This window comes from Francisella philomiragia subsp. philomiragia ATCC 25015 (assembly GCF_000156715.1).
GTDB classification, from domain to species: domain Bacteria; phylum Pseudomonadota; class Gammaproteobacteria; order Francisellales; family Francisellaceae; genus Francisella; species Francisella philomiragia.
On record NZ_DS999311.1, the window covers coordinates 358535 to 383094 of the forward strand.

Consider the following 24560-nt stretch of genomic DNA (forward strand, 5'->3'; position numbering starts at 1 on the left):
CTAATATGTTTTTATCAAGAAAATTTGGCGCAGCAATGATTATATCCGGCACATGTATTGGTGCTGGAATGTTAGCAATTCCTGCAACTGTAGCGAGCTGTGGCTTTTTTATAGGCTCTATTTTAATTATTTGTATCTGGGCTTTGATGACTTTTACAGCTCTAATATTGGCAGAAGTTAACCTAAAAATGGAAGATGGCGCTAATTTTGTAGAAATGACAAAACAGACCTTAGGTCCTGTTGGAGTTGGTGTAGTTTGGATTTGTTATATCTTATTACTGTATTCCCTAGTAGCTGCATATACTGTCGGTGGCGGATATTTAATTTCAACAACCCTAGGAAGTCTTGGTTTCAATATATCAGAGAAATTCACTGGTATTATCTTCATACTGATATTAGGAGTTTTTATATATATCAGCACAAGGTTAGTTGATCATGTAAACAAAATCATGTTTACAGGCAAGCTTTTAGCATTTTTACTACTAGTTGCGGTTCTTATCCCACACATTTCCGTTGATCATCTAAGTTATCAGATCAAAAATCCTAATTTTATTTGGGCAGCATTTCCAATACTTCTAACCTCATTTGGATTTCATCATATAATCCCTACGTTGAGAACCTATGTAGGATCAAATAGAAGATCTCTACGCCAAGCTATTATAATTGGTAGCACAATACCATTGATCGTTTATCTATTATGGATTTTTGCTACTCTTGGGTCACTTCCTGTTGCAACACCTACTGGCATCTTAGGTAAGCAATCTGGTGAAATTACATCCGTTATTATTGATCACTTCAGTACTAGTTCTGGATATATCTCGACAATATCCTTCCTATTTGGATTCTTTGCCTTAGCAACATCTTTTCTTGGAGTTGCGCTAGGACTTTTTGATTTTAATAGAAATACTTATAAAATAGCTGAGAATTTACACAAACATAAAATCCTTGCCTTTGTGATAACATTCTTACCAGCTTATATTTATGCGATCGCCTATCCAGATGGCTTTAAAACAGCTCTTGGCTATGCAAGTATTTTTGTTGCTGTACTTCAAGTTGCTTTACCTGTTATGATGCTATGGGTTATCAACTATCGTAAGCAAAAAGCTCTAGCTAGTTCTTCTATAATAGCTATATTAGTAGTGCTTATTGCAATTGCAATTATTGCTCTACAGATTCTGAGCTCTTTTGATTTACTACCAACATTAAACTAAAGACTATGATTTTTAACCTTCATATTGTAGGTTAGTAGAATCACGATACCTACAAAAATTGGTAATATAACTGAAGGGAAAAGCATCAAAGTAAAATACTCTCCTGTAATCTCAACCCAAATCACACCTACAGCATTACCAACTACAAACATTGTCATACATACAGCAAAAAATGGTATTTTCCATAAATTATCTGTTTTGCCTCGTAAAGCTCTACCAATTTCAATACCCAAGTCAGTAGTTGTACCTGTCATATGAGTTGTTCGAGCAAAACCTCCAAAAAACAGCGTAGTGAAACTATTCTGCATACCCATTGCCATAGCCAAAAATAAATCATCAATAACACGATGATTACTAAAGATATCTATCAATAAAGTACCTGTAAGCATTACTGCACTTTGTAGGACTAGTGTCTTAGTATGATCCTCTGAGATAACATAAGCATCTGTTTTCATAATGACACCATTAATCGCAGCGCCAACTATAAAGCCAAAAACGAGTATTGCTACCTTGTACATGAATACCCAGTCAGATCCAGCGATACTATGTCCTAAAATCCTCAAGTTACCAGACATGACCGCCACACTGGCACCAAAAGAGTTGTAAAGAACTATACTGTCAATCCAGCCAGAATTAAAAATCAATATAATCGTAATAAAATACGTGAAAGCCATTTTCTTCGTAAACACTTTCTTATCTCCTTTTCTAGTGTTTAGAAACTATTATATAGCTTTGATAGTAAAAATCATTTTTTAATTTTCTTTTCTTCAGCACTCTTTGTGGTAGCTTGAAAACCTTCAGGCTTCGTACTAAGAGTTTTAGCTAAAGAAACTTTTTTTGCAAATACTTGCGCTAATTTCATATTTACCCTCCTTTTTTATTAAAACTACTATTTCATCCAGACTCAAAAATAGAGAGTCAGATAATATACAAATAAGACTATTACTTGTCAAGTACTTATTACTTATACTAGCTAGTAGGTTTGACTTTGTGTGGACACAAAAAATAAAGTATTATCAATACAGATATAAATATAAATTTGTAACGGGCAGAATTTATGCAAACATTACAAGCTGTTAAAAATCGTAAGTGTGTCAGAGAGTTTCTTGATAAACCTATAAATAAAGAGACTCTAGAAAAACTTTTTGATGCCGTAAGATGGACACCGTCAAGTAAAAACACTCAGCCATGGAAAATTGCTATAGTAAGTGGCAAAAAGAAGAAAGAGTTAATGAATAAAATACTATCTGCCTGTGATAATCGAGAACCTCCAAGAATGGAGTATGGGTATGATGGTAATAGTCCATTAGAAGGAGAACTCAAAGAACGTGCTGTTAAATGTGGCCATGATTTATACAATGCTCTAGGTATCGCTAGAGAGGATAAAGAAAGACGTATCGAACAATGGAAAAAAAACTATTTATCATTTGATTCACCTTCAGCTATATTTATATTTAAACATCCCAATACAGGGATTAGTGGCTATATGGACTGCGGAATGCTTATCCAATCAATATTATTAGCTGCTGTTGACCTAGGACTTGCCACATGTCCACAAGCATCTTTAGGACACTATCCAGATATAGTCAAAAAAGAACTACAAGGATTTGATGATTATACTTTACTATGTGGTATAGCAATTGGCTATGAAGATATTAACGCAGCTGTAAATAACTATCGTACACAAAGAGAGTCCATTGATAACTTTGTTACATTCTTTTAGTGCTTTTGTAATACTTCTCATAGTGATATTATAATGATAGGACTGATAAACTTATTAATAAAATGAGTGGTATTAACAAAGATATAATTGAAGCGACGCGTTACTTTCTTAAATTAGTGGAATTAGGATCTTATAGTTCAGTTAAAAAGTGCTACTCTGTAGAGCTAAACACTATAAAAAATAAAATAGATGCTTTAGAAAAATACCTAGATTTAAAACTTATTCGAAATGTACAAAACCGTATATCTCCAACTAGTGATGGTATGAAATATTTTCATTCTTGTAACAAAATTGTTACAGAACTTGAAAACACTATTCATAATGTTAAACAAAGTGGTTTTAGACAGCGTCAATCTATCAAGGTTCTTGGTACGCCATTATTTATCAAGATAATAATTGATCTAGCATTACCACAGATACAACAAATTAATAATGATGCATTTAACTTTTCTCTAGATAGTTATCTAGTAGATAATATTAATGGCAGTCAATTTCAGTTTGATTCATACAATGTTATACAGATATTTAATAAGCATCTTGAATTTCTTGATTTAGATGACTGGATAGTTTGTACCTCTGTAGATGCTGTGAAATTACCTGCACATTTGTATGGAAATAAAGAGTTTGTAAAAGGGTTGCATAATAACCCAGAGAAAGTTCTTGATGCTCCTCTAGTATTTAACAGATATGACTTTTCGCAAAGCATAAATGAATTTAAACATGATAATAAAAGTTACAAATTTAATCTTGATAAAATTAAGTTTACGGTTGATAACGAGATCCAAAAAGCTAACTTATTAATGAGTGAAAATACTATTGGCTTTATGCCAAAATTTTATTATGATGCCGTCCTTAAGGAATGTGAGGATGTTGTCAAAATAGAGGGCTTTGAAATAGATTTTCCTTTAGAGTCTCATTTGATACTTATATACAAGCACTCTAAATATAAAGACGAACTTCTAAAAATTGTTAGAGAAGGTATCAAAAAGATACAAGTCCAATATCAGTAGATTTTAAGCTCTTCTAGTACGAATGATATAATACTCTGTAATTGCTACTATTGCATGAATAAATATTACAGCTAACCCAATATATGCAAAAACTTCATGGATTTCTTTGAGTCTGACTACACTGTCTCTTGAGAGTACATCTGTAATTGCTGGTAAACCGAAAGGAATAACATAGGTTCCTTTTGCACTTATCAAGCACCAACCTAATATTGGCATAGTAATTAACCAAAAATATAAAAATGTGTGTACCAAATTAGCTACTATAGTCCTAAATTTATTATACTCAAGTCGTTGCCCTATAAATGGAAAACTTACAAACCTTCTTATAGCTAACCTTAGAATAGTGATAAACAGAATCAAAAAACCAATATATAAATGAGATGTTTTCATAACATCATGAAATAATGAATATTTACCAAACATACTTCTAAACTCTATTGATAAAAAAGCTAGTAATATCAAGATAACTGTAGTCCAGTGAAGATAAACCATAAACTTATTGATCTTTGTTTGCATTTAAGTAATTAGGTAGTAAGTTTAATTGCTTTGAATTATAGGCTTTTTATTTATTAAAAAAAGATATTTATAGTAATTAGCTCTTAGAAAGATCCAAAAATTTTAAAAAGAATCGTGTATATAACACTAGTAACAACTATACAAGCAGGGATTGTCAAAACCCAAGCTGTTGCCATCTTTTTAACAACTTTCCAATTTACACCAGCATCAGCATATCCTGCACCCATAATAGAACCTGATGCGACTTGAGTAGTACTAACTGGCAAACCTATATGTGAAGCACCCAAAACTAATATACCAGAGCTTAGCTCTGCAGAAACAGCATTAACAGGCTCTAGTTTTGATAACTTTGCACTTAGAGTCTTAATTATCTTTTTACCTCCTGATAGCGTTCCTAAGCCCATCGCAACACCACATAAAACGATAACCCAATTAGGAACCTGTGTAGTTTGCACAACTCCTGCACTTAGTAGCGCAAGTGTTATTATTGACATTGTTTTCTGAGCATCATTAGAACCATGAGAAAAAGACAATAAACTAGTAGATAGTACCTGCATTTCTCTTATGTATTTATTTGTAGTTCTAACCATAAAAAATCGCATGAAAATATTCAGCAAGATAATACATATTATCAAAGCTAAAAAGAATGCCATAATAGGTGAGCTTACCATTGGAATCAGTACTTTATGAACTACAGTAACATAATTAACATCTTGATAACTAGCGCTAATAATCACCGCACCAACCAATGATCCTATCAAAGCATGTGATGAGCTTGATGGAATACCAAAGCTCCAAGTAAAGAAGTTCCAACTAATTGCACCAAGTAGCGCTGATATTAAAACAATATCTGTAACAACACTTGTATCAACTAAACCTTTTGATATTGTTGCAGCAACAGCTGTTCCAAAAAAAGCACCTAAAAAATTAAAAAAGGCTGCTAATCCAATTGCTTGATAAGGTGTTAATGATTTTGTTGCAATGGGTGTTGCAACCACATTTGCTGCATCATGAAAACCATTTGTAAACTCAAAAAACAATGCTATTACGATGATGGCTATAAGCACTGATGTAATCATCTTTATATTTACCCTTGTTCGTTAGACTTCTTTTACATACAATCTCATAATTGACTCTGCTACAGATGTACATGTAGATATAGCACTTTCTATGGCTTTATAAATATCTTTAACTTTCATGATAAATATTATATCTCCCTCATCATAATGAGAGAATTTTTTAAGTGCATGACCTAACTCTTCAAGCACATTTTCATCCAATGCTGTAATTCTGATATAAAAATTTTTAAGTTCTTTATTATCACCACTAACAAAAGCTTTCATCATATCATCAAGTACTTTTGTCATTTTACGTAATGTCTCAACACTATTAGCTAAGTATATATTTACATTGCCGCGCTCTTCTTCCATCAATATCTGCATATATCTATGAATTTTGACAATTCTTCTATTTAATTTTAGAAGTAAAGTAGTGATGTTGTGTAGTTCTACCCTATCCACAGGAGTTACAAAATAGCGAGCTAACTCATGATCCATTTTGTTAGCTACTTCAACAGTTACAGTTCTTGTCAATCTTAGCTCTTCTGATAGCTCAGATATCGTTAAGTTATCTTCCTCTTTAACAAGTTTGTCAAGAATTCTAGCAGAGTCTTCTACAGCCTCAGTCGCCTCTATCATCAAATCAAAAAAAATCTTATCCTGACTAGGAATCAAACTTTTAACAAGTTTACGTAGCATTTATATAATCTCCCTAACTACTTATTCAATATTTATTTTAACACTCAAAGTCTACAACAAAAAAATAAAGAATAGCAACAAGAAATCACTTTAAAAAATATATCTAGAAAAGCATTGCTTTTATAATTAACTACATATATATTATTGTGCCTTTAATTACAAAACCTGCTATTTTGAGAAAAATAGCTGATACTATATAATAAGAGTTCTTAAAAATAAACATTTTTTTACAAAAAAAAGAATAACTGATTTTTTTATTAATTATTTTTTAATTTTTATTATTATTGCTACTGAATTACACAACCCAAACAGATGGAGCAATAATGAAACTGAATAAGATTACCCTAGGAATTTTAAGCATAAGTATAGTAACGACAGCTTTTGCATCAGAGGTAAATAATAGCAAACCAAATGATTATGGAAATCTTGTAAAAGTAGAACAAAAGTTATTCAACAACGCAAATACTCTAAAAACTACTACTCCAATAAAGCACTTAGTAATAATATTTCAAGAGAACAACTCCTTTGATAGATATTTTGGTATGTATCCTAATGCCAAGAATCCAAAGGGTGAACCAAAATTCATAGCTAAAGAAGACACTCCTAGTGTTAATGGTTTGACAAAACAATTATTAGAGAATAATCCAAATACAAAAAATCCTTATCGTTTAGATAGAAACTTCCAACCTTGCTCACAAAACCATGAGTACCATGAAGAGATCTCTTCTTTTAATGGTGGCTTAATGAACAAATTTGTTGAACATGGCGGTCATGATAATGATACCTATAAACAAAATTGCGATGGTCAAGTTATGGGATATTATGATGGTAATACTGTCACAGCATTATGGAATTACGCACAAAACTTCGCCCTAAATGATAATACATTTGGTACAACTTTTGGTCCATCAACACCTGGAGCGCTTAACCTTGTAGCTGGTGCAAATGGTCCAGCGATGAGCCCAAGTGGTAATTTAGAAAATATTGAAAACAGCTATATCATTGATGATCCTAACCCATACTACGATGATTGCTCTTATGGCACAAGTAAATCTGGAGACACAAATACAGCTGTAGCCAAAATTACAGATGGTAAAAATATAGGGCACTACCTAACTCAAAAAGGTATTACTTGGGGCTGGTTCCAAGGTGGATTCAAACCAACAAGCTACTCTGGTAAAACAGCAATATGTGATGCCATGAGTACTAATAAATTCGGTGTAAAATCAAGAGACTATATACCTCACCATGAGCCTTTTAACTACTGGAAAGAGACATCAAATCCTCATCATCTAGCACCAAGTGATGAAAAATATATAGGTAGTAATGACCAGGCTAACCACCAATATGATATAAGTGAATTCTGGAAGGCTCTTGATCAAAACAATATGCCAGCTGTAAGTTATTTAAAAGCCTCTGGATACCAAGATGGTCATGGAGGTTATTCAAATCCTCTAGATGAACAGGAGTGGTTAGTGAATACTATCAATAGAATTGAACAATCAAAAGACTGGGATAGTACAGCAATTATAATCATTTATGATGACTCTGATGGTGATTATGATCATGTTTATAGTCCAAAGTCACAGTTTAACGATATCAAAGGAAGACAGGGTTATGGTCCAAGATTACCAATGCTTGTTATTTCTCCTTATGCTAAAGCAAACTATGTTGATCATTCACTACTTAATCAAGCATCTGTACTTAAGTTTGTAGAGTATAACTGGGGCATTGGCTCAGTTAGCAAATATAGTAACGATAAATACTCAAACAATATCCTAAACATGTTTGATTTTGGTAAAAAACAAAAAACTCCTAAACTGATATTAGACCCAAAAACAGGTATGGTAGTGTAGATAGTTCAAAATAAAAATATTTACTTTATAAGATTTTCTATTTTAATATTTCCTTGTATCGCCTCTTCTAAGCAAACTAACTTAAACCTTATTTTAGAACCTGGTATATATTGTGATAATTTATTAATATCTGCTTCTATAACATTTGCAATCCGTGGATATCCTCCCACCGTTTGTCGATGTCGTAACAATACTATCGGACCACTTGGAGCTAGCTGTATTGTACCATCCGTTACAGGTTGAGAGATCATTTCAATTTTTTGTGTATCAAGAGAAACTCCATCTAAAGGTAACCCCATCTGACTTGAGTTTGTTGAAATAGTCCAAGTATTCTCAAAAAAAGCACTATCTTTTAAAATATCATACTCAGGTCCCTTGATTACTCTTATAAAACTATGACGATAATTTTGGTTTATATAGCCTTCTAATTCTAATGATCTCTGTTTGCCAACCAACTCGATGGTTTGTGATTGTTTTTTTACGGCAAAAACTATTGTGCGAAAGCCTTTTTTTGAACCTTTAAACTCTAACTTTTGGCCTCTATTAAGCTCAAAGACTTGATTATAATTTACGCAGATATTTTCATCGATAAAAGTATCTTGATAGCTAGCCCCACAAAGATAAATCAATATATCATCAACTGCCAGAACCTCAGTGGGATAAATCATTTCAATAGCTTGAAAATCTGTAGGTTGGTTAAAGATATTATAAGCAGTCATAAAGCTTAATTGATCTTGAGCGCCTTTAGGAGATACACCTTTGTCTTGATTGCCATACTCTCGCAATGAAACTGAAAAAAACAATCCTCCTTTAGTCGAAAAGATATTCTCCATAATTTTAGTCTCTACTCTTACGCAATTGCTGTGCTAACTCTAAAGCTATCTTACTATCAGAATGTATACATATAGTTTGTGACTCAAACAAAATATTTTGATCATCTATAGTAATAAAGCCTTGTTTAAGCTGATTATATTGCTTAATTGCCTCTGCCACATCATGAATCTCTGCATTTGGTTGACCTCGTGGTATTAGCATAGGATTATTAATACTATCAAGCATGTAGCCTCTCTCTGCAAAACTCTCTTTAACAATTTTTATACCATTTTCTTTGGCATACTCAGCAACTATACCAAAAGGGCTAACCACCAACTCTTTGATATCATTCTTAAGACACCATTCAACAAAAACTTCTGCTAACTCTTGATTAACATTTAGCTCATTATATAAAGCTCCATGCGGTTTAATAACTTTAATCTCTCCATCAAAAAGTGCAAACTGCTCATCAAAAGACACACATAGAGTATCATAATCAATGTCTATAACTTTTCTGCCAAAGTTTTCCTTATCAGGATAAGAAATATGTGCTGTAATTTTGACATTGTGATCTCGACATAGATTCACATAGTAATCAACACTTTCTTTATTACCTGCATGTCCACTACAAGCGATATTTGCAATATCTATATATCTAACCAACTTATCATCGATAGGATGAGCAACGCCCCTCTCTCCTAAGTCACAATTTATCAAAAGCATTACTTCTCCCTAAAAATTATCTTATCACCAGCACTGAAGTTAGAGAAATCTCTAAAATCAGATACTCCTATAATATTCCAACCACTCGGCGACTGCTCAGGAAAAATTGTTGTTTGAGAGCCCCCAATTGCAACAGACCCTGCAGCTATTCGATTTCGTGGAGTCGCTAAACGAGGCACACTTAAACTTTTATCAAGACCAAGTAAATATGGGAAATATGGTTTAAAGCCTAACATCGCAATATAATATTCAACTTGAGTATGTCTTTTGACAATCTCAGCAATATCTAGCCCTAAAACTTGCGATACTTTAGCTAAGTCTTCACCATTATAATCTACGTCTATGTAATGAGTTTTTGAATCTATAACTTGATTAAAATCTATAGATTCAATTCTAGCCAAAACAGCATTTTGTAAATAATCAACATCCATATAATCAAAATGAAAAGCTATTGAATTATAAGTCGGAACAACATCATGGATTTTATATTTATGACAAAAAGCTTTATCTTTAATAAAAGACTTATAGATATTTAAAATTTTGAGATTATCATCTAAAGATAATTTATTACTGACATTGTAAATAAAGCAGTTTTCACTCAAAAAATAATAACTCATTAGCAACTACCTTAAAGAAACTCTTTGAGTACTAGTTATTTATTATAGACTTTTTAAGATTTTCTGGCTCAAATTTATATAGCGTTATCAAACCAACAATCGCGCTTATACAAATCATGCCCACCGCCATATAATCAGATATAGAGTAAGCTAAGAAGAAACATAAGAATGGCAATAAACCACCAAACACTCCAAAACCAATATTATAAGCTAAAGCAAATCCAGTGTAACGAATCTCTCTAGGCAAGCACTCTGTAAACAACACCATGATATTACCATAGAATATTCCAAATATTGCTCCCATAGTCACAAAGAAGACTATCAATAAGTCACTATTAGCCTTATATAGCGCATACATTGGTAATGACAATATAAGCATCAAAACAAGACCAAATGCAGTAATCGTTTTTATTTTAAAATACTTAGTAAGTCTAGCAGCAATATTACATGTAATAATAAACATGATAATACTAATAGTTGTCAATACTGCGACATTAACATCTGCATGACCTAATATTTTCTTAATAATATTCGGTAGGATTGTAATCTGGAAGTAAGCAACAACTGCACCAGGAAAGCATAATAAAATCATATATATTAAACTTTTATAATTTTTGAGTATTACTTTTGTTAAACTCACATTTGATTTTTCAGGTTCTTTTTCATCACCACTATGCTTGATAAAGAATGATAGTACAACAAGTATAATCGCTATCCCAAAAAGTATTCTCCAGCCACCATTTGCCATAGTCTCATCTGGAATTAGGTACCTAATAACTTGAAAAGTTACAATCGCCAACAATATCCCACCAAAAGCACTAGTGATAACATTTACACCAGCTTTAGCCTTACCGAATAATGTTGATTCTGCCTCTACAAGAATAACAACTGAACCACTATACTGTCCACCTATCGCTATACCTTGCAAAATTCTAAAAGCTACTAATAATAAAGGCGCCAAAATACCTATAGTTGCATACGATGGTAATAATGCCATCCCAACAGTAGGTACTCCCATAAAAAATGCCGCTAATGCCAAAGCAGTTGAGCGACTTTTTTTGTCCCCGATATAACCAAATATTATTCCACCAAGAGGTCTCGCTAAAAATCCTGCAGCAAATGCCCCGAAGGCAGCTAAGAACTTTATAAAATGATCACCAGGGAAAAATGCTGCACCAATATATGCCGCACAGAATGAATATACAGTAAACTCATACCACTCTGCTGAGCTTGCTAAAAGCACTAATAATTTTTTCATAAAAATAATATTATTTTTTACATGATTCTTTAATTTAAGTATATTTTTCAAAAAAAATACACTTTTTTGAGTCTTTTTATGAATTTTTTTAGAATTTAACTGTAACGAAAAAAAGAGAAAATAGTGATTATTTAAGTCTAACGACTAAAACATCAACATTAGCTTCATGCAAGATGCTATTTGCTGTAGAGCCTAAGAAAAATCTACCAATAGCACTTCTTCTATGACTTCCTACAACGATCAAATCACTCTTATTCTCAGCTGCTTTTTCTAATAAACTATTAGCGATACCACCAATCATTACTGATTTCTCTCCAGAGATACCATTTTTCTCAGCAAACTTATCTATTGCGTGCTCAACTTTCTCAGTTTCATATGTCATCAGTGAAATACTGTCATTAGGTATAACAAAAGCAGTGTCAATTTTTGAACCATAAAGTTTTGCTATATCTTTTGCTTTCTCAACCACTATACATGAGTCATTTTCAAGATCAGTAGGTACAAGCAATCTTTGATAGTTATGCGCTTTACTTACTTCTTTTTCATTCTCACTAACTCTCACAGTTAACACGTCACATTTTGCTTTATGTAGAACAGCATTCGCCACTGAACCTAGAAGTAAATTTATACCATGAGTTGCATGAGAACCTAAAACGATCACATCACAGTTACTCTCTTCAGCATAATCAACGATTTCAACAGCCGGATTACCAACAAGTACTTCGTGTTCAACCTTGATACCTGAAATCTTAGCTACAAGCTTATCTAAAGCTTCTTTTGCTTCTTGCTCTATAGAGTGTTGGAAATCAACTATAGATGGTGCAAATGGAGCTACACAATCAATAACTGTAACAACCTTTAAAACTTCTGTATTATTCTTTTTAGCGAAATCTACTGCAGAGTTAATAACGATGTCTGCATTTTCATAAACATTCACAGCTAATAAAACTTTTTTGTATGCCATTAGGATTCTCCAAATTTGTTCTTCCTTCAATTTCCATTATAACAAACAAAAATAAAAAATCATTTAATTACGCATCAAATCTTGGTTTTATAAACAGCTTTAAAATAATGCCAAATCTCATTTGTTAGAGGCTTCTCTAACTCAAAGATATACTCAACAAACTTTTTTTCAGCAATTATTTCTTTAGCAACTATACACTTAGCAACTATACCAAGATAAATATAACTATTATCTTTATTTACTCGTGCAAAAACATAGCTTTTATATTGATTTTGACTAAGTGCCTTTTCTAAACGATCACCAAGAGTCTTACCTTTTTTTGAGTAATACGAAAAAGTCTGTTTTGAGAGAAACTTATTATCATATATATCAAATTTTTTATTCTCATCAAATGTCATAAACAGTAGTACTTTATCTTCAAAAGATCTATATCCAGCAAGATTAACTCCTCCATTGGCATAATCTTGATTAAGTAGATGGGCAATTTCTTTTTTAGAGTATTTTGCATATAACGATAATCCATGAGACTTATTGAGACTATATTTTTCAAAAAAAACTTTTTTATTATAGTCTATTAAATCTTTAACTTGCTCATACAAGAATCCACTTTCATCAATAACATCTGATATCAGTAGCCTAATCTCTTGTCCATCTACAGATATTAGGGGCTCATAATCTGCTCTACCGGCATTTACTGTAAATATTTTCAGAGACAAATGCTCTAGTGCATTTGCAAAACTTATAATATCAAAATCATCTAAACTATCACGTAACACTGCTTCTAAATAAGCTTTATTAATAGTTTTGGATTTCAAAAGCTCTTCTAAAATTAAAATCTCATAAAGCCTTTTTGCTGGAGTAAACTCTTTAGAAATAAATTTCACAATATTGTATTGTCGTTGATTTAAAATCAATACATCTTCTTTAAAAGCTTGCAAAATATCATAGTAAGTATCTTTAGTCGATAAAATAACCTCTGGTGAGATAAAGTTATATTCCTGAAAGTCTACTAATCTAGGAATTCTACCTAGTTCTTTCTTTAACTGAACATAATCTTTTTTTATATTTTTTAGTTGCGAGAAGTTTGTCCTTTGAATATTTTTATAGATTATTTCCTTAGCAATATTACTAAAAGTAATTGTGCTTTCACCAGCTAAATAGTTATTTGGTGAGACTACAAACTTTTTAAGCTCGTCCTTGTCATAACTATTATCTCCACTTAATGCCACAGGAATGAGAAAATTGTTGTTATAATTTGCGATAAAGTCCAAAATCACAACAAAGTCTTTAGACTTATACTTACGCAGTCCACGCCCTAATTGCTGTATATAGACTATAGCGCTTTGAGTAGGCCTTAGAAGGATAACCTGATTAACACATGGAATATCAATACCCTCATTAAAAATATCTACTGTAACAATAATTTCAAGTAATCCACTCTCAAGTTCACCAATAGTTTCTTGTCTTACACGTTCTGAGTCTTGACTTGATAAAGCTTTAGCTTTGACACCTCTTTGACTGAGCTTAGTCGCAAGTTGTACTGCCTCATCAATATTACTAACAAACATTAAAGCTGATCGCAATTTGCCACTATAACCATAGAAATTAGCTTTATCAATGATATGCTCAACTCGTTGGTCACTAATTAATTTAGAAAAATTCTTCGCAAAAACCTGCTCTGATTCTAAATAAAAATCCTCTATAGCAAAATAGTGAAATGGACAAAGAAAATTATATTCTAACGCCTGATGAAGCCTAATTTCATAAGCAATGTTATAATCAAAAAGCTTAAAGATATCAGCATTATCACTCCGCTCTGGAGTAGCAGTCATCCCAAGTAAAAATTTTGGCTTAAAGTGTGATAAAACTTTTTTATAACTTTGTGCTTCTGCATGATGAACTTCATCAACTATAATATAGTCAAACTCATTCGTCTCAAAGCTTGCTAATGTTTGAGGGTTTTTTAGCGTTTGCACCGTAGCAAATAGATAATCTGCAGGATCTTTAATTTCTCCTGTATACAGACCAAGTGTCTTATCCCTTATTACTTTTTCAAAAGTCTCTTTTGCCTTTATTGCAATATTTGTACGATGCACTATAAACAAACACCTTTTCGGCTTTACTTTTGCCACATCAAAAGCACTTAAAAAAGTTTTTCCAGTCCCAGTGGCACTAATTATTAATGATTTATTTTTGCCTTGCTGTCTTAATCGATCCAGATTCTCAAGTGCATCTTGTTGAACCTTATTAGGAGATATTTTAGTCTCTATAAACGTATATGTAAGAATACTACTACTTATTTGTTGATATATTTGGCTATATTGCTGAATGATATCTCTAGCATATTCTGCTTTAGCAAAAAGATAATCAAACTCTGCTAAAATTTGCTCCGTTATTGGGTCATTATTAGAAGTTTCAAAAAGCAGATTCCATTCATTATTTACTGTAAGTGCTGACTGAGTAAGGTTTGAGCTACCAAGAATTATTCGCCAACTATCCTTATTACGAAAAAAGAAACCTTTGGCATGGAAGTTATCATCACTAAGAACTTTTAGCTCGATGTTATCAAACTCCATGAGCTTCTCAAGAGCTTTAGGTTCTGTAAAATTTAGATAACATCCTGTTAAGATTTTGCCCTTTACACCTTGAACGTTTAATTGACGCAAAGTCTCTAAAATACAGATAACTCCACCTAAAGTCACAAAAGCAACACTTATAACAAACTCTTCACAATCTTCAAGTTGATTAATAATTTCAGTAAGTATCTTAGAACTTTTAGAGTTTGTAAGAAATCGCTTTGTATCGTGAGGCATTTGTGGCTACATTTTTACAGGTACAGTTGAATCGAGATTTTTTTGACCATTTTGACTTTTACCCCAACAATATAGATCATTTGTATCTTTCTCAATACCACAAGTATAAGTGGTTGCCATGCTTAATCTACTGAACTCGATATCCGTCTGAACCTTCTGAGGCTTATCAAAAAGACCCTTTTCGCCATTACCAACCTCACCATTAGTACCATCACCCCAACAATATGCATGACCTTCTTCATCTAAAGCGCACGCATAATGAGCTTTTGTATATACTTTCTTGAAGTTAATACTATTATCTATATTTACTCTTAAAGGCTTTTTGACTTTTTTTGCATTAGTATCACTACCTAATTGCCCTCTTTTATTACTACCCCAGCAATAGACATCTTTTTTATCATCAAGAGCGCAATTAAAATCATCTCCCTTACTTACATCTTTAACATCTTTTAGCTTCTTGTAGTGTCGCGATATCTTTTTTGCTGCATCTTTGTCGGTATGTTTAGAGCTAGTATTGATACTATAATTTCCACATTTTAACTCCCCATCACCATCAAATCTGCAGTTGTAGCTATTTGAGTTATCTTTAGAAAATTTATTATTATACTTCTGTATTTTCCCATCATCTCTATAACTATTATTTTCATATGCAAAACTCCCCCCTGTCGAGTGATCATACTCTCCAAAAAAAGATTGTGTAAATGTAGTATTAGCAAAAGCTATACATAGAAATGACATCAAGACTGTCGAAATAACAATTCTCTTCATAAATAAATTTTAATTTAAAGCTACTAATATAATATTAAGTAATAATCAAATAAAATACTAGTGATTACGCTTTAGGTGGAAATGTTTTTTGCTCGCAATAGCGAAGAAAACCAAAGAACCTCTCTTCTTTTGTATAATTATCTCTATCAACATAAGGCATTGTTATCAATATCGGATAACAGCCTGCTATCAAGCAAGCAAGACATCCTGTTAGCAACCTATCATCAACGAGTGCTAACTCACTAGGCTGGCAACCAAGCAGATCAATTATTTTTTCTAGACCATCTGGGTATGGTTTTTTTGCAACACCTGATATAAACCTTATCTGTGGAAAATATTTTTTAAAGTATTCTAGTCGCTCTTGAGTAGGTTTATTAGAAAGAATGAAAACTCTATCTTCTGAAAAATTAGTAACAAATTTTGTAAGCCAACCCATAACTTCAGAATGCATTTCAGGCTTACCATGACTTGCCAAAACCCCATCAAAATCTAGAGCAAGATATTTAACCTGATTCTTAGTCAGCATCTCCGGAGTTAAATTTATTATAGTCTCTAAATGATTAGTATCAGATAATCTTAGAGCTTTTCGAAACTTAAACATCTGCCTTAGAGTATAAAACGCGCGCTGTAGCATAATATTTTATTTTTATAGTTTTATATTTATAGTATAGCAACAAAACAATCTATTAGCACAAATGTGTTTTTGAGTTTATGCTAACTAAAATTCTTAAAAAATTATATATCCCTCTAATTTGTCTACTAAGCATATCTTTAGGTATCAGCTCACAAATAGTAAATACTAACTCTCAAAACTACTACAATAATGCTGTAAATTTTGCAAAAGAACTCAAAGATAAAAATATCTGTGGTACGGATGAAAAATACTCTTTAGAAGACTTCTATAAAGGTCTAAAAGATAAAATAAATAATCAAGATAACTTTTTGCTAAAAAAACATGATAATAAAAAAATTAGCTTCTCGATAGGATATAAAACCGGAATGAGTAGTCTTAAGAAAGGCTCTCTTTTTAGTCCAAATCCAACCAAACTATACAACCCCAAAATAGTTTTAACTGGGATTTCTGATCATTACAGTAATACTACACCTAAATTTAAGCTCATAGAAAGCACTAGACTTAGAGAAATTCTCAATAGTGATTCTCAGACTCTTCCTAAAGATATTAGCGCTGATCAGTTTAACTATAGTTTAGGTTTTAATTTATTTGAAATCCCAAAAAACTATAGTTCATCAAATATTGTAAACAAAAAATCTTTCATTGAAGGTATGAAAGCGGGTCTAAACAATGAGAAATATAATCTTTCAAAGCAACAAGTAGCTGAATTTAGTTATATCATGGGCGCTTTCTATAGCGACAACCTAGAGGGTGAACAAGATAAAAATGCTTTTTTAGAGGGATTTGAGAGTGAACTACCCAAACAACCACAGAAGTTCGATAAAGTTTGAAACCTAGAAATTAGCTATTAAATATCTTTTTTGACAGCCAATGCTCTCTCATAAATGTCATTTTTTTTAGCTCCTGTGAGCTTAACCACTAACTTAACTGCTTTTTTAACAGGCATATCCTCGAGCAAATCTTTTAGTAAATCATCAATATCAACATTAAGGTTACTCTGATCACTAATATCATTGTTGTTATTACAATCAATAACAACAACGAACTCTCCTCTTATAATATCGGGATTACTTTTAAAAAAATCACAGACCTCCTCTACAGAACCAGCAACAAATTTCTCAAACTGTTTTGTAAGCTCCTTAGCAACAACAATATTGTTATGAGGCATTATCTCTAACAGATCATCTAAAAGATATGTAATTCTATGTACAGATTCATATATTATTACTGTTGCATTTGCTAGTAGTAGGTCACGAATTTGCTGTTGTCTTTTAGCCTGTTTCGCTGATAAAAATCCTTTGAACAGAAAGCTATCCGAAGGTAAGCCTGCTGCAGATAGTGCCGTTATCAATGCACTAACACCTGGTACAGGTACAACCTTGTATCCACTGTTACGTAAGCTTGCAACTATCTTATATCCTGGATCTGAAATTAGTGGTGTCCCTGCATCGCTTACCAAAGCTATGCTATTATCATTGTCTAAAAGCTCTTTGACATACTCAACTCGTGACTCCTCATTAAAATCATGACATGAGATCAACTTCTGATCACCACGAATATTAAGATTCGTCAATAGCTTAGCAGTCATACGCGTATCCTCTGCTAGAATCACATCAACACTACTTAGAATATTCATAGCTCTATAAGTTATATCTTGCAAATTCCCAATAGGCGTTGCTACGACATAAAGAGTTCCTTTTTCTATACTATTCACCAATCATCCCCACCAAATTTGTAATATCTCCGGCTCCTTGAATTAACACAACTGTATTATCATCCACAAGCTTCTCTAAGAAATAGAGCACATGATCAAAACTATCAGCTAAAAGTGCTTTTGGAATATTTCTTATAAGATCTTGACTCTCAGCTCCTTGTATAATCTGCTCTCCCGCTGAATATGTTGGAAGTATTATTAGCTGATCGGCTAAAGATAATGCTTTTGGCCAGTCTATAAGCAAATCTCTATTACGTGTGTATCTATGTGGCTGAAAGACATGTATTATTTTTTTATTAGGATACTTATCTCTAACAGCTCCAAGACTGCTTGTAACTTCTACAGGATGATGCCCATAGTCATCAATAACAGGGATTTTATGGCTTGATATCTGCTTATCATAAACATCAAACCTTCTTGCAACACCTTTTACCGTGACTAGTGCATTATAGATATCTTCATACCGAAAGCCCAAATCCAAACACGCTACTACACATGCGGTAGCATTTTGCACATTATATTTACCAGGTAGTTGTAGTTCAAAATCATAATTACCCGATTTGTACTCTACTGTGAAAGTAGTTAAATTATCACTTACTCTATAATTATATATTCGAGCATCTGAATTTATTGCAAAACCATAAGATACAATATTTCCTACTACTCGCGAACGATACTTATCTAGCAAATCATTACAACCGTGATCATCAACACACAAATATATATTTTCGATACTTTCTTTCATCAAAAAATTTGCAAAGTTCTCAAGCAAATTGTCATAGCTATTTTTATATGTCGACATATGATCAAGATCAATATTCGTAACTATTGCAACATTTGGATTTAGATATAAAAATGAAGCATCACTTTCATCTGCTTCTATAACTAACCTATCTGTACCATTTACCTGAATATTTGAGTCAGCATATTTGACCACTCCACCAACAACAAAACTACTAGTTGTATCAAGCTTACATAGCAATGTCGCTAGAATACTTGATGTCGTAGTCTTACCATGAGTTCCGGTGACTGCAATACTATACCTAAAATCTTTCATTAATAATGCTAGAAACATAGCTCTTTGCAAACACTGCACTCCCAAAACACGTGCTTTTGATAACAAAGGATGGTTATCAAGAATAGCACTTGAGTACACTACCATATCGTAATCTGAAACATCAACATTATTAGGACTGGAGAATATTGAAATACCCAAAGACTCTAACTTAATAGTTAATTTATTTGGAATACTATCATAACCGGCAACATCAGCACCAAGTTTTTTTGCTGCAATAGCTAACGCTGAGACACCAATACCACCAACACCAAGGAACAATATTTTTTTCTTCAATCTAACTCTCAGAAGCAGTTATGCTAGTAGCTACCATTTATGAATATTTTAGCACAACGACTATTTTAGTCATAATCCTCGCCAATACTTAAATACTGCAAGACTAAGCTCTTTTAACATTCCTTTACCATCTGCAGCATCAATACCATTATCTTCACACCATTTTGTAAAAATAGTCCCATCATCTGAACTATACATCAAATCATAAGCAAATGCGCTTTTATTAAAGTTTGCTTTTTTTAGAGGAAGCAATTCACCATAAATACTTGATGATGTTGAATTAATCACGATATCAAAAGACTCTTTGATATCATCAAAATCAATCACATTTATTTTATCTCTTGATTTGAATAAATCTTTTATCACATCTGCTTTTGCTTTAGTTCTATTAGTAATACTTACAGATAATGGTGACTCTTTAATAATCGCAGCAACAACTGCTTTAGCAGCTCCTCCAGCCCCTACTACAAGAACTTTTTTATCCCTAAAATCTATTTTATAATTATTCTTAATATCATTAACTATACCCAAACCATCATAGTTTAGGGCTATCATTTTACGATCCTCAGTAAAAACAATATTACTAGCAGCTTTAACTGCCTTAGCAGTATCATCGGCATCATCTGCCAAATCGTATACTTTTTCTTTATGTGGTACAGTTACACTTAACCCTTTAATTTGAGAATTATCACGGAACTCCTGAATCTTTGTTTCTAAATCTTCTGGATTAACTTCAATAGCTGTGAAAAGTATATCTTGATTATATTGCTTTGCTAGCTCCATTTGAATTTTAGGAGATAGACTATGTTTAACCGGATAACCGATTACATGATATAGATCTTTCATGCAACAAAAAACTATTTATAAAATTTATCGAAATTATATCATAGTAACTATCATTAGCTTGAATACTGAAATGAAAATAAATATCATAGATGAACATAATTAAATATACTTATTATCAAAAATGAAAAGAATATCTATGTTGCTTGTATGTGGTTTTTGCTTTGCTAATAGCTTTGGTGCAGACCTAACTGATACTAACTCTACAAGCTCAATAGTAAGTGGATCCACAACAACTATAAACTCTGCCCTTGCAGAGACTACAACTCAAAAGCCTAGCGACGATGCAACGCCTATGCCAATGAACGCAACACCTTCTCCTCTAAGTAAAGAAGCCAAAGAAGGTACTATACCAGCTATAGATCAACCAAAGCAACAAGAGCAACTGGTTGGCTCAGATTCAGCAACTTGGACACCAGCATACTTAAGTGTCAAAAAATTCAAAAAGTGCTTGGCTGTTGAAAACTATAGAGGCTGGCAAGGCTACTGCCTACCATCTGAGAAACCTAAAAAATGTCCTGATGAATCTTGGGATCAATTGTCAGAAATGAACCTAATACCATGCACTAACCCTAGTAATTAGTATTTGACTAATCTAGGTTTTTTCTATAGAATACCGAAACTATTTCTGTAATGTATTAAATAAAGATTAGAATTTTAAAGAGGAAACTAAAATGAAAAGAACATTCCAACCTTCAAACTTAAAAAGAAAAAGAACTCATGGCTTCCGTGCTCGTATGAAGACACTAAGCGGAAGAAAAGTTATTAGAAACAGAAGAGCTAAAGGTAGAGCTAAGCTTGCAGCGTAATTTTTGCTTAACAAAGCAAAATATACTAGATAAAAGTGAGATTAAACAAGCCTTTGATAATGTAGATACAAAACTTGGAACTCTGCATTTCACATTCCTTTTAAGTCATAGAACTCATAAAGAACCTGGCATGTGTGCAATCTTACCCAAAAAAAGCATTAAGAAAGCTACTAAAAGAAATCTTTGTAGAAGAATTATTAAAGAATCTTTTCGCTTACACAAAGATCTCTTAGAACACAAAAGCTTGATAGTTTTAAGTAAAAAAACAGCATCTCAAGCTACTAAGGAAGAATTGTGGCAATCGATAAAAAATTTCGAAAATTTTTTAAGAGAATTACACTAGCTCCTTTTATAGCTATAATCAATCTATATCGCTATTGTATAAGTCCCTTTATACCTGCTAGATGCAGATATTATCCTACTTGTTCAGAATATGCTCTAGAAGCTCTAAAAACTCATGGTATACTAAAGGGATTATATTTAAGTACCCGTAGGCTCTTGAGATGTCATCCATTTGCAAAAAGAGACTACTACGATCCGGTTCCTTGTAAAAATAAAAAGGTTAATAATAAACAATGAAAGCTAATCATATAAGAATACTACTGTTAGTCACGATAGCTATAATGCTTATCTCATTGATGGGTAGATGGGAGCAAACTTTCCCATCAAACAGCAGTCAATCACAAACGACTCAAACTCAACAAGATAATAGTCACTATAATAGTGATACTACTGCTACAACAAATGTATCAACATCTGATGCAAAAGCATCACTAACGAAAACCACAAGTTTCTCAAAGTATGATGATGCTAAAAGCGTGACTATTAACACAGACGTATTCAAAAATCTTAAGATCAGCTTACTTGATGGTGCTATTATATCTGCATCATTAGAAGATTATAGTGTAAGTCTTGATAATAAGACACCAATGGCGTTACTTACTAACGAACAAGGTTCAGAATATATTGCCAAAAGCACTATAGTTATCAACAAAAAGCCTGTTGATGTCAATTTTGAAAGCCAAGGAATCAAAAAAGAAAATGGTAAACAGGTACTAACTCTTACTGGAAGTGTTGATGGTCTAGAAATAACTAGAACATACACCTTTGATGATGCTAAATACAATATTTCTATATCTCAAAATATTAAAAATACCACATCAGAACCTGTAAATGTTATTATTGATGATTCATTAGCAAGGGACTTTAATCCAGCTGGTGATAGCTTTAGTCTATTAAATGCTCACAGTTACACATTTACTGGTGTCGCTTACTCTACAGCTAATGATTCTTTCAGAAAAGAATCTTTCAAAGACATTTCAAAGACTAACGGACAACCTACAGTCATAAATAGCCAAGGTCTAGGCTGGGTCGCATTTATACAGCATTACTTTGTAAGTGCTTGGATTCCACAATCAAATGACTCAAAAATATACTATAAAAATCTAAACAATGATGTCTTTGAAGCAGGTGCTTATACAGGTATTTCTATAGCTCCTAATCAGTCAGAAAGTATAGACTCCGTGTTATATAGTGGACCAATCATCAAAGCTAACCTAGTAGATTTAGCTCCTAATCTAGAAAAAACTCTAGATTACGGAATGTTGTCATTCTTCTCAGAAATAATCTTCTGGGTGATGAATCAGATACATTCACTTGTAGGTAACTGGGGCTTAGCAATTATTCTTGTTACTTGCTTAATCAAGCTTATATTCTATCCTCTTTCTGCTAAGAGTTATCGCTCTATGGCAAAAATGAGAATGTTACAACCTAGAGTCAAACGCTTGCAAGAGACATATAAAGATGATCGTCAAGCTCTAGGCAAGAAAATGATGGAAATGTATAAAGAAGAAAAGGTAAATCCTCTAAGTGGTTGTTTACCAATGCTTATACAAATCCCAATATTCATTTCACTGTACTGGGTATTACTTGAATCTGTTGAATTAAGACAAGCTCCTTTTATCTTCTGGATTCATGACTTATCAATGAAAGATCCTTACTTTGTATTACCTATACTTATGGGTATATCAATGTTCTTACAGCAAAAATTATCTCCAGCTCCTGCAGATCCTATGCAAGCTAAGATAATGATGTTCTTACCTGTGATATTTACATTCTTATTTGCTTCATTCCCATCTGGTCTAGTACTATACTGGTTAACTAACAACGTAATTAGTATCTTACAACAGTGGATTATCACAAGACATTATCAAGCTACTCATAAAAAATAATATGGATAAATCTCTACTTAAACCAAAATATTGGGGACTTTGGTTAGCTATCCTTATTGCTAAAATCTTAGTTAACACTCTTTCTTATAAGACTCTGATGCGATTAGCTATATTTATTGGCAAAATAGCAAAACCTTTAGCTAAAAAGCGTAATAAAGTAGCTTACATTAATCTAAAAATAGCTTTCCCAGATAAATCTGAAACTGAAATATTAAAATTAGTAGATGAGAGCTATAAGTCTGTTTGTATGGCTGGATTTGAAAGCTTAATAGCATGGTTTATGTCAGATAAGAAATTTAAAAAAATAAATGTAGATGAAACGGAATTTCAATCCTTTATTACTACTCATGAAAACTTAGATAAACCCTTAATGTCTCTAGGTTTTCACTTTCACACTTTAGAGATAGCAGGTAGATATTGTGGAGACAAATTCAAACCATTAAGCCTTATGTATCAGAAGCATAAAAATCCTGTAATGGAACATGTAATCACTTCATCTCGATTAAAATATGTAGATAAATGTTTTGAGCGTAAAAATATGCTTACCATGATAAAAAGCTTAAGATCGAAGATGACTCTTTGGTATGCTCCTGACCAAGATTTTAAAGAACATAGTATCTTTGTACCTTTTTTTGGGAAACTTTGTTCTACATTAGTAGTCACTCCATGGTTAGCTCGGAAAACCAAATCTATAGTAATCCCTACATATTATATTAGAAATAAAGACTTATCTGGATATAAACTCATATCTGGCGAGCCAATGGAGTTTTCTGGGGATGATTATAAAGATGCTTTGCTTATTAATCAGTTTCTTGAAAGAGCTATTCGAAAATACCCTGAACAGTACTTATGGCAACACCGTCGCTATAAGACAAGACCACCAGGAGAAGAAAAGATTTATTAATGTTTATGATTAAAAAAGTGTATGTTAAAATATATTTAACATTTT

Annotated in this window: 26 protein-coding genes; 11 read left to right on the forward strand and 15 right to left on the reverse strand. The window is 32.5% G+C overall.

What is annotated here, in order from left to right:
* Positions 1 to 5 precede the first annotated feature (5 nt).
* A complete protein-coding gene (locus FTPG_RS02090) occupies positions 6 to 1211 on the forward strand; it encodes an amino acid permease (RefSeq protein ID WP_004286760.1) in 1206 nt (401 codons plus the stop codon).
* Here the strand turns inward: FTPG_RS02090 and FTPG_RS02095 are convergent.
* Positions 1208 to 1900, reverse strand: a complete 693-nt coding sequence (locus tag FTPG_RS02095) for a YoaK family protein (protein WP_004286761.1) — start codon at positions 1898 to 1900, stop codon at positions 1208 to 1210. The genes FTPG_RS02090 and FTPG_RS02095 overlap by 4 nt on opposite strands.
* Positions 1901 to 2268: 368 nt before the next feature.
* On the opposite strand from FTPG_RS02095, the gene FTPG_RS02100 reads away from it, so the two are divergent.
* Positions 2269 to 2934 (forward strand): nitroreductase, encoded by a 666-nt coding sequence (locus tag FTPG_RS02100; RefSeq protein WP_004286762.1) that lies wholly within the window; start codon positions 2269 to 2271, stop codon positions 2932 to 2934.
* 62 nt (positions 2935 to 2996) lie between these two features.
* Positions 2997 to 3944, forward strand: coding sequence for a LysR family transcriptional regulator (locus FTPG_RS02105; RefSeq protein WP_004286763.1), 948 nt, complete (start codon positions 2997 to 2999; stop codon positions 3942 to 3944).
* Positions 3945 to 3947: 3 nt separating this feature from the next.
* On the opposite strand, the gene FTPG_RS02110 is transcribed toward FTPG_RS02105, so the two are convergent.
* The 3 genes from FTPG_RS02110 to FTPG_RS02120 all read right to left on the reverse strand — a co-directional run bounded on the left by FTPG_RS02110 (position 3948) and on the right by FTPG_RS02120 (position 6217).
* A complete protein-coding gene (locus FTPG_RS02110; protein WP_004286764.1) occupies positions 3948 to 4460 on the reverse strand; it encodes a cytochrome b in 513 nt (170 codons plus the stop codon).
* A gap of 83 nt (positions 4461 to 4543) precedes the next feature.
* On the reverse strand, positions 4544 to 5539 hold the full coding sequence (locus FTPG_RS02115) for an inorganic phosphate transporter (protein ID WP_004286765.1): 996 nt from the start codon (positions 5537 to 5539) through the stop codon (positions 4544 to 4546).
* 21 nt (positions 5540 to 5560) lie between these two features.
* The gene (locus FTPG_RS02120) at positions 5561 to 6217 is read right to left on the reverse strand and encodes a hypothetical protein (RefSeq protein ID WP_004286766.1); all 657 of its coding nucleotides are present in this window, start codon (positions 6215 to 6217) and stop codon (positions 5561 to 5563) included.
* 323 nt (positions 6218 to 6540) lie between these two features.
* Here FTPG_RS02120 and FTPG_RS02125 point away from each other — a divergent pair, with 323 nt between their 5' ends.
* Positions 6541 to 8073, forward strand: coding sequence for an alkaline phosphatase family protein (locus FTPG_RS02125; protein WP_004286767.1), 1533 nt, complete (start codon positions 6541 to 6543; stop codon positions 8071 to 8073).
* 20 nt (positions 8074 to 8093) lie between these two features.
* Here FTPG_RS02125 and FTPG_RS02130 read toward each other — a convergent pair whose 3' ends face one another.
* From FTPG_RS02130 to FTPG_RS02165, 8 genes are all read right to left on the reverse strand, one after another.
* Positions 8094 to 8906 carry a 5-oxoprolinase subunit C family protein gene (locus tag FTPG_RS02130; RefSeq protein WP_004286768.1) on the reverse strand — a complete coding sequence of 271 codons (813 nt, stop codon included), beginning with the start codon at positions 8904 to 8906 and terminating at the stop codon, positions 8094 to 8096.
* A 4-nt stretch (positions 8907 to 8910) separates the two neighbouring features.
* Positions 8911 to 9609: a 5-oxoprolinase subunit PxpA gene (locus FTPG_RS02135; RefSeq protein WP_004286769.1), complete on the reverse strand. Its 699-nt coding sequence runs from the start codon at positions 9607 to 9609 to the stop codon at positions 8911 to 8913.
* Positions 9609 to 10226: a 5-oxoprolinase subunit B family protein gene (locus tag FTPG_RS02140; RefSeq protein ID WP_004286770.1), complete on the reverse strand. Its 618-nt coding sequence runs from the start codon at positions 10224 to 10226 to the stop codon at positions 9609 to 9611. Before FTPG_RS02140 ends, FTPG_RS02135 begins: the two co-directional genes overlap by 1 nt.
* Positions 10227 to 10257: 31 nt before the next feature.
* On the reverse strand, positions 10258 to 11484 hold the full coding sequence (locus FTPG_RS02145; protein WP_004286771.1) for an MFS transporter: 1227 nt from the start codon (positions 11482 to 11484) through the stop codon (positions 10258 to 10260).
* A gap of 127 nt (positions 11485 to 11611) precedes the next feature.
* Positions 11612 to 12448, reverse strand: a complete 837-nt coding sequence (locus FTPG_RS02150) for a universal stress protein (RefSeq protein WP_004286772.1) — start codon at positions 12446 to 12448, stop codon at positions 11612 to 11614.
* 74 nt (positions 12449 to 12522) lie between these two features.
* Complete coding sequence (locus FTPG_RS02155) at positions 12523 to 15261, reverse strand: DUF3427 domain-containing protein (RefSeq protein WP_004286773.1); 2739 nt, start codon at positions 15259 to 15261, stop codon at positions 12523 to 12525.
* A gap of 6 nt (positions 15262 to 15267) precedes the next feature.
* Positions 15268 to 16029 (reverse strand): RCC1 domain-containing protein, encoded by a 762-nt coding sequence (locus tag FTPG_RS02160; protein ID WP_004286774.1) that lies wholly within the window; start codon positions 16027 to 16029, stop codon positions 15268 to 15270.
* A 64-nt stretch (positions 16030 to 16093) separates the two neighbouring features.
* Positions 16094 to 16663, reverse strand: a complete 570-nt coding sequence (locus FTPG_RS02165; RefSeq protein WP_004286775.1) for a YqeG family HAD IIIA-type phosphatase — start codon at positions 16661 to 16663, stop codon at positions 16094 to 16096.
* A gap of 77 nt (positions 16664 to 16740) precedes the next feature.
* On the opposite strand from FTPG_RS02165, the gene FTPG_RS02170 reads away from it, so the two are divergent.
* Positions 16741 to 17493, forward strand: a complete 753-nt coding sequence (locus FTPG_RS02170) for a hypothetical protein (RefSeq protein WP_004286776.1) — start codon at positions 16741 to 16743, stop codon at positions 17491 to 17493.
* Between the two features lie 17 nt (positions 17494 to 17510).
* Here the strand turns inward: FTPG_RS02170 and rsmI are convergent, their stop codons facing one another.
* From rsmI to aroE, 3 genes are all read right to left on the reverse strand, one after another.
* On the reverse strand, positions 17511 to 18377 hold the full coding sequence (rsmI, locus tag FTPG_RS02175) for a 16S rRNA (cytidine(1402)-2'-O)-methyltransferase (RefSeq protein ID WP_035722140.1): 867 nt from the start codon (positions 18375 to 18377) through the stop codon (positions 17511 to 17513).
* Positions 18370 to 19728 (reverse strand): UDP-N-acetylmuramate--L-alanine ligase, encoded by a 1359-nt coding sequence (gene murC, locus FTPG_RS02180; RefSeq protein ID WP_004286778.1) that lies wholly within the window; start codon positions 19726 to 19728, stop codon positions 18370 to 18372. The genes rsmI and murC overlap by 8 nt, the downstream gene beginning before the upstream one ends.
* 69 nt (positions 19729 to 19797) lie before the next feature.
* Positions 19798 to 20574: a shikimate dehydrogenase gene (aroE, locus tag FTPG_RS02185; protein WP_004286779.1), complete on the reverse strand. Its 777-nt coding sequence runs from the start codon at positions 20572 to 20574 to the stop codon at positions 19798 to 19800.
* A 121-nt stretch (positions 20575 to 20695) separates the two neighbouring features.
* On the opposite strand from aroE, the gene FTPG_RS02190 reads away from it, so the two are divergent.
* The 6 genes from FTPG_RS02190 to FTPG_RS02210 all read left to right on the forward strand — a co-directional run bounded on the left by FTPG_RS02190 (position 20696) and on the right by FTPG_RS02210 (position 24515).
* A complete protein-coding gene (locus tag FTPG_RS02190) occupies positions 20696 to 21154 on the forward strand; it encodes a hypothetical protein (protein WP_004286780.1) in 459 nt (152 codons plus the stop codon).
* A 91-nt stretch (positions 21155 to 21245) separates the two neighbouring features.
* Positions 21246 to 21380 (forward strand): 50S ribosomal protein L34, encoded by a 135-nt coding sequence (rpmH, locus tag FTPG_RS02195; RefSeq protein ID WP_003014180.1) that lies wholly within the window; start codon positions 21246 to 21248, stop codon positions 21378 to 21380.
* Positions 21370 to 21723: a ribonuclease P protein component gene (gene rnpA, locus FTPG_RS02200; protein WP_004286781.1), complete on the forward strand. Its 354-nt coding sequence runs from the start codon at positions 21370 to 21372 to the stop codon at positions 21721 to 21723. Before rpmH ends, rnpA begins: the two co-directional genes overlap by 11 nt.
* Complete coding sequence (gene yidD, locus FTPG_RS09635) at positions 21675 to 21959, forward strand: membrane protein insertion efficiency factor YidD (RefSeq protein WP_004286782.1); 285 nt, start codon at positions 21675 to 21677, stop codon at positions 21957 to 21959. Before rnpA ends, yidD begins: the two co-directional genes overlap by 49 nt.
* Entirely contained in the window at positions 21956 to 23611 is a 1656-nt protein-coding gene (gene yidC, locus FTPG_RS02205) for a membrane protein insertase YidC (RefSeq protein ID WP_004286783.1), read from the forward strand. Before yidD ends, yidC begins: the two co-directional genes overlap by 4 nt.
* A 1-nt stretch (position 23612) precedes the next feature.
* Positions 23613 to 24515 (forward strand): LpxL/LpxP family acyltransferase, encoded by a 903-nt coding sequence (locus FTPG_RS02210; RefSeq protein WP_004286784.1) that lies wholly within the window; start codon positions 23613 to 23615, stop codon positions 24513 to 24515.
* The last annotated feature ends 45 nt before the right edge of the window (positions 24516 to 24560 follow it).

Bases quoted from the DNA above. Each gene is read 5' to 3' on its own strand.
- FTPG_RS02090 (WP_004286760.1), top strand. From the start codon at position 6: ATGTTTTTATCAAGAAAATTTGGCGCAGCAATGATTATATCCGGCACA.
- FTPG_RS02100 (WP_004286762.1), top strand. From the start codon at position 2,269: ATGCAAACATTACAAGCTGTTAAAAATCGTAAGTGTGTCAGAGAGTTT.
- FTPG_RS02105 (WP_004286763.1), top strand. From the start codon at position 2,997: ATGAGTGGTATTAACAAAGATATAATTGAAGCGACGCGTTACTTTCTT.
- FTPG_RS02110 (WP_004286764.1), bottom strand. From the start codon at position 4,460: ATGCAAACAAAGATCAATAAGTTTATGGTTTATCTTCACTGGACTACA.
- FTPG_RS02115 (WP_004286765.1), bottom strand. From the start codon at position 5,539: ATGATTACATCAGTGCTTATAGCCATCATCGTAATAGCATTGTTTTTT.
- FTPG_RS02120 (WP_004286766.1), bottom strand. From the start codon at position 6,217: ATGCTACGTAAACTTGTTAAAAGTTTGATTCCTAGTCAGGATAAGATT.
- FTPG_RS02125 (WP_004286767.1), top strand. From the start codon at position 6,541: ATGAAACTGAATAAGATTACCCTAGGAATTTTAAGCATAAGTATAGTA.
- FTPG_RS02130 (WP_004286768.1), bottom strand. From the start codon at position 8,906: ATGGAGAATATCTTTTCGACTAAAGGAGGATTGTTTTTTTCAGTTTCA.
- FTPG_RS02135 (WP_004286769.1), bottom strand. From the start codon at position 9,609: ATGCTTTTGATAAATTGTGACTTAGGAGAGAGGGGCGTTGCTCATCCT.
- FTPG_RS02140 (WP_004286770.1), bottom strand. From the start codon at position 10,226: ATGAGTTATTATTTTTTGAGTGAAAACTGCTTTATTTACAATGTCAGT.
- FTPG_RS02145 (WP_004286771.1), bottom strand. From the start codon at position 11,484: ATGAAAAAATTATTAGTGCTTTTAGCAAGCTCAGCAGAGTGGTATGAG.
- FTPG_RS02150 (WP_004286772.1), bottom strand. From the start codon at position 12,448: ATGGCATACAAAAAAGTTTTATTAGCTGTGAATGTTTATGAAAATGCA.
- FTPG_RS02155 (WP_004286773.1), bottom strand. From the start codon at position 15,261: ATGCCTCACGATACAAAGCGATTTCTTACAAACTCTAAAAGTTCTAAG.
- FTPG_RS02160 (WP_004286774.1), bottom strand. From the start codon at position 16,029: ATGAAGAGAATTGTTATTTCGACAGTCTTGATGTCATTTCTATGTATA.
- FTPG_RS02165 (WP_004286775.1), bottom strand. From the start codon at position 16,663: ATGCTACAGCGCGCGTTTTATACTCTAAGGCAGATGTTTAAGTTTCGA.
- FTPG_RS02170 (WP_004286776.1), top strand. From the start codon at position 16,741: ATGCTAACTAAAATTCTTAAAAAATTATATATCCCTCTAATTTGTCTA.
- aroE (WP_004286779.1), bottom strand. From the start codon at position 20,574: ATGAAAGATCTATATCATGTAATCGGTTATCCGGTTAAACATAGTCTA.
- FTPG_RS02190 (WP_004286780.1), top strand. From the start codon at position 20,696: ATGAAAAGAATATCTATGTTGCTTGTATGTGGTTTTTGCTTTGCTAAT.
- rpmH (WP_003014180.1), top strand. From the start codon at position 21,246: ATGAAAAGAACATTCCAACCTTCAAACTTAAAAAGAAAAAGAACTCAT.
- yidC (WP_004286783.1), top strand. From the start codon at position 21,956: ATGAAAGCTAATCATATAAGAATACTACTGTTAGTCACGATAGCTATA.
- FTPG_RS02210 (WP_004286784.1), top strand. From the start codon at position 23,613: ATGGATAAATCTCTACTTAAACCAAAATATTGGGGACTTTGGTTAGCT.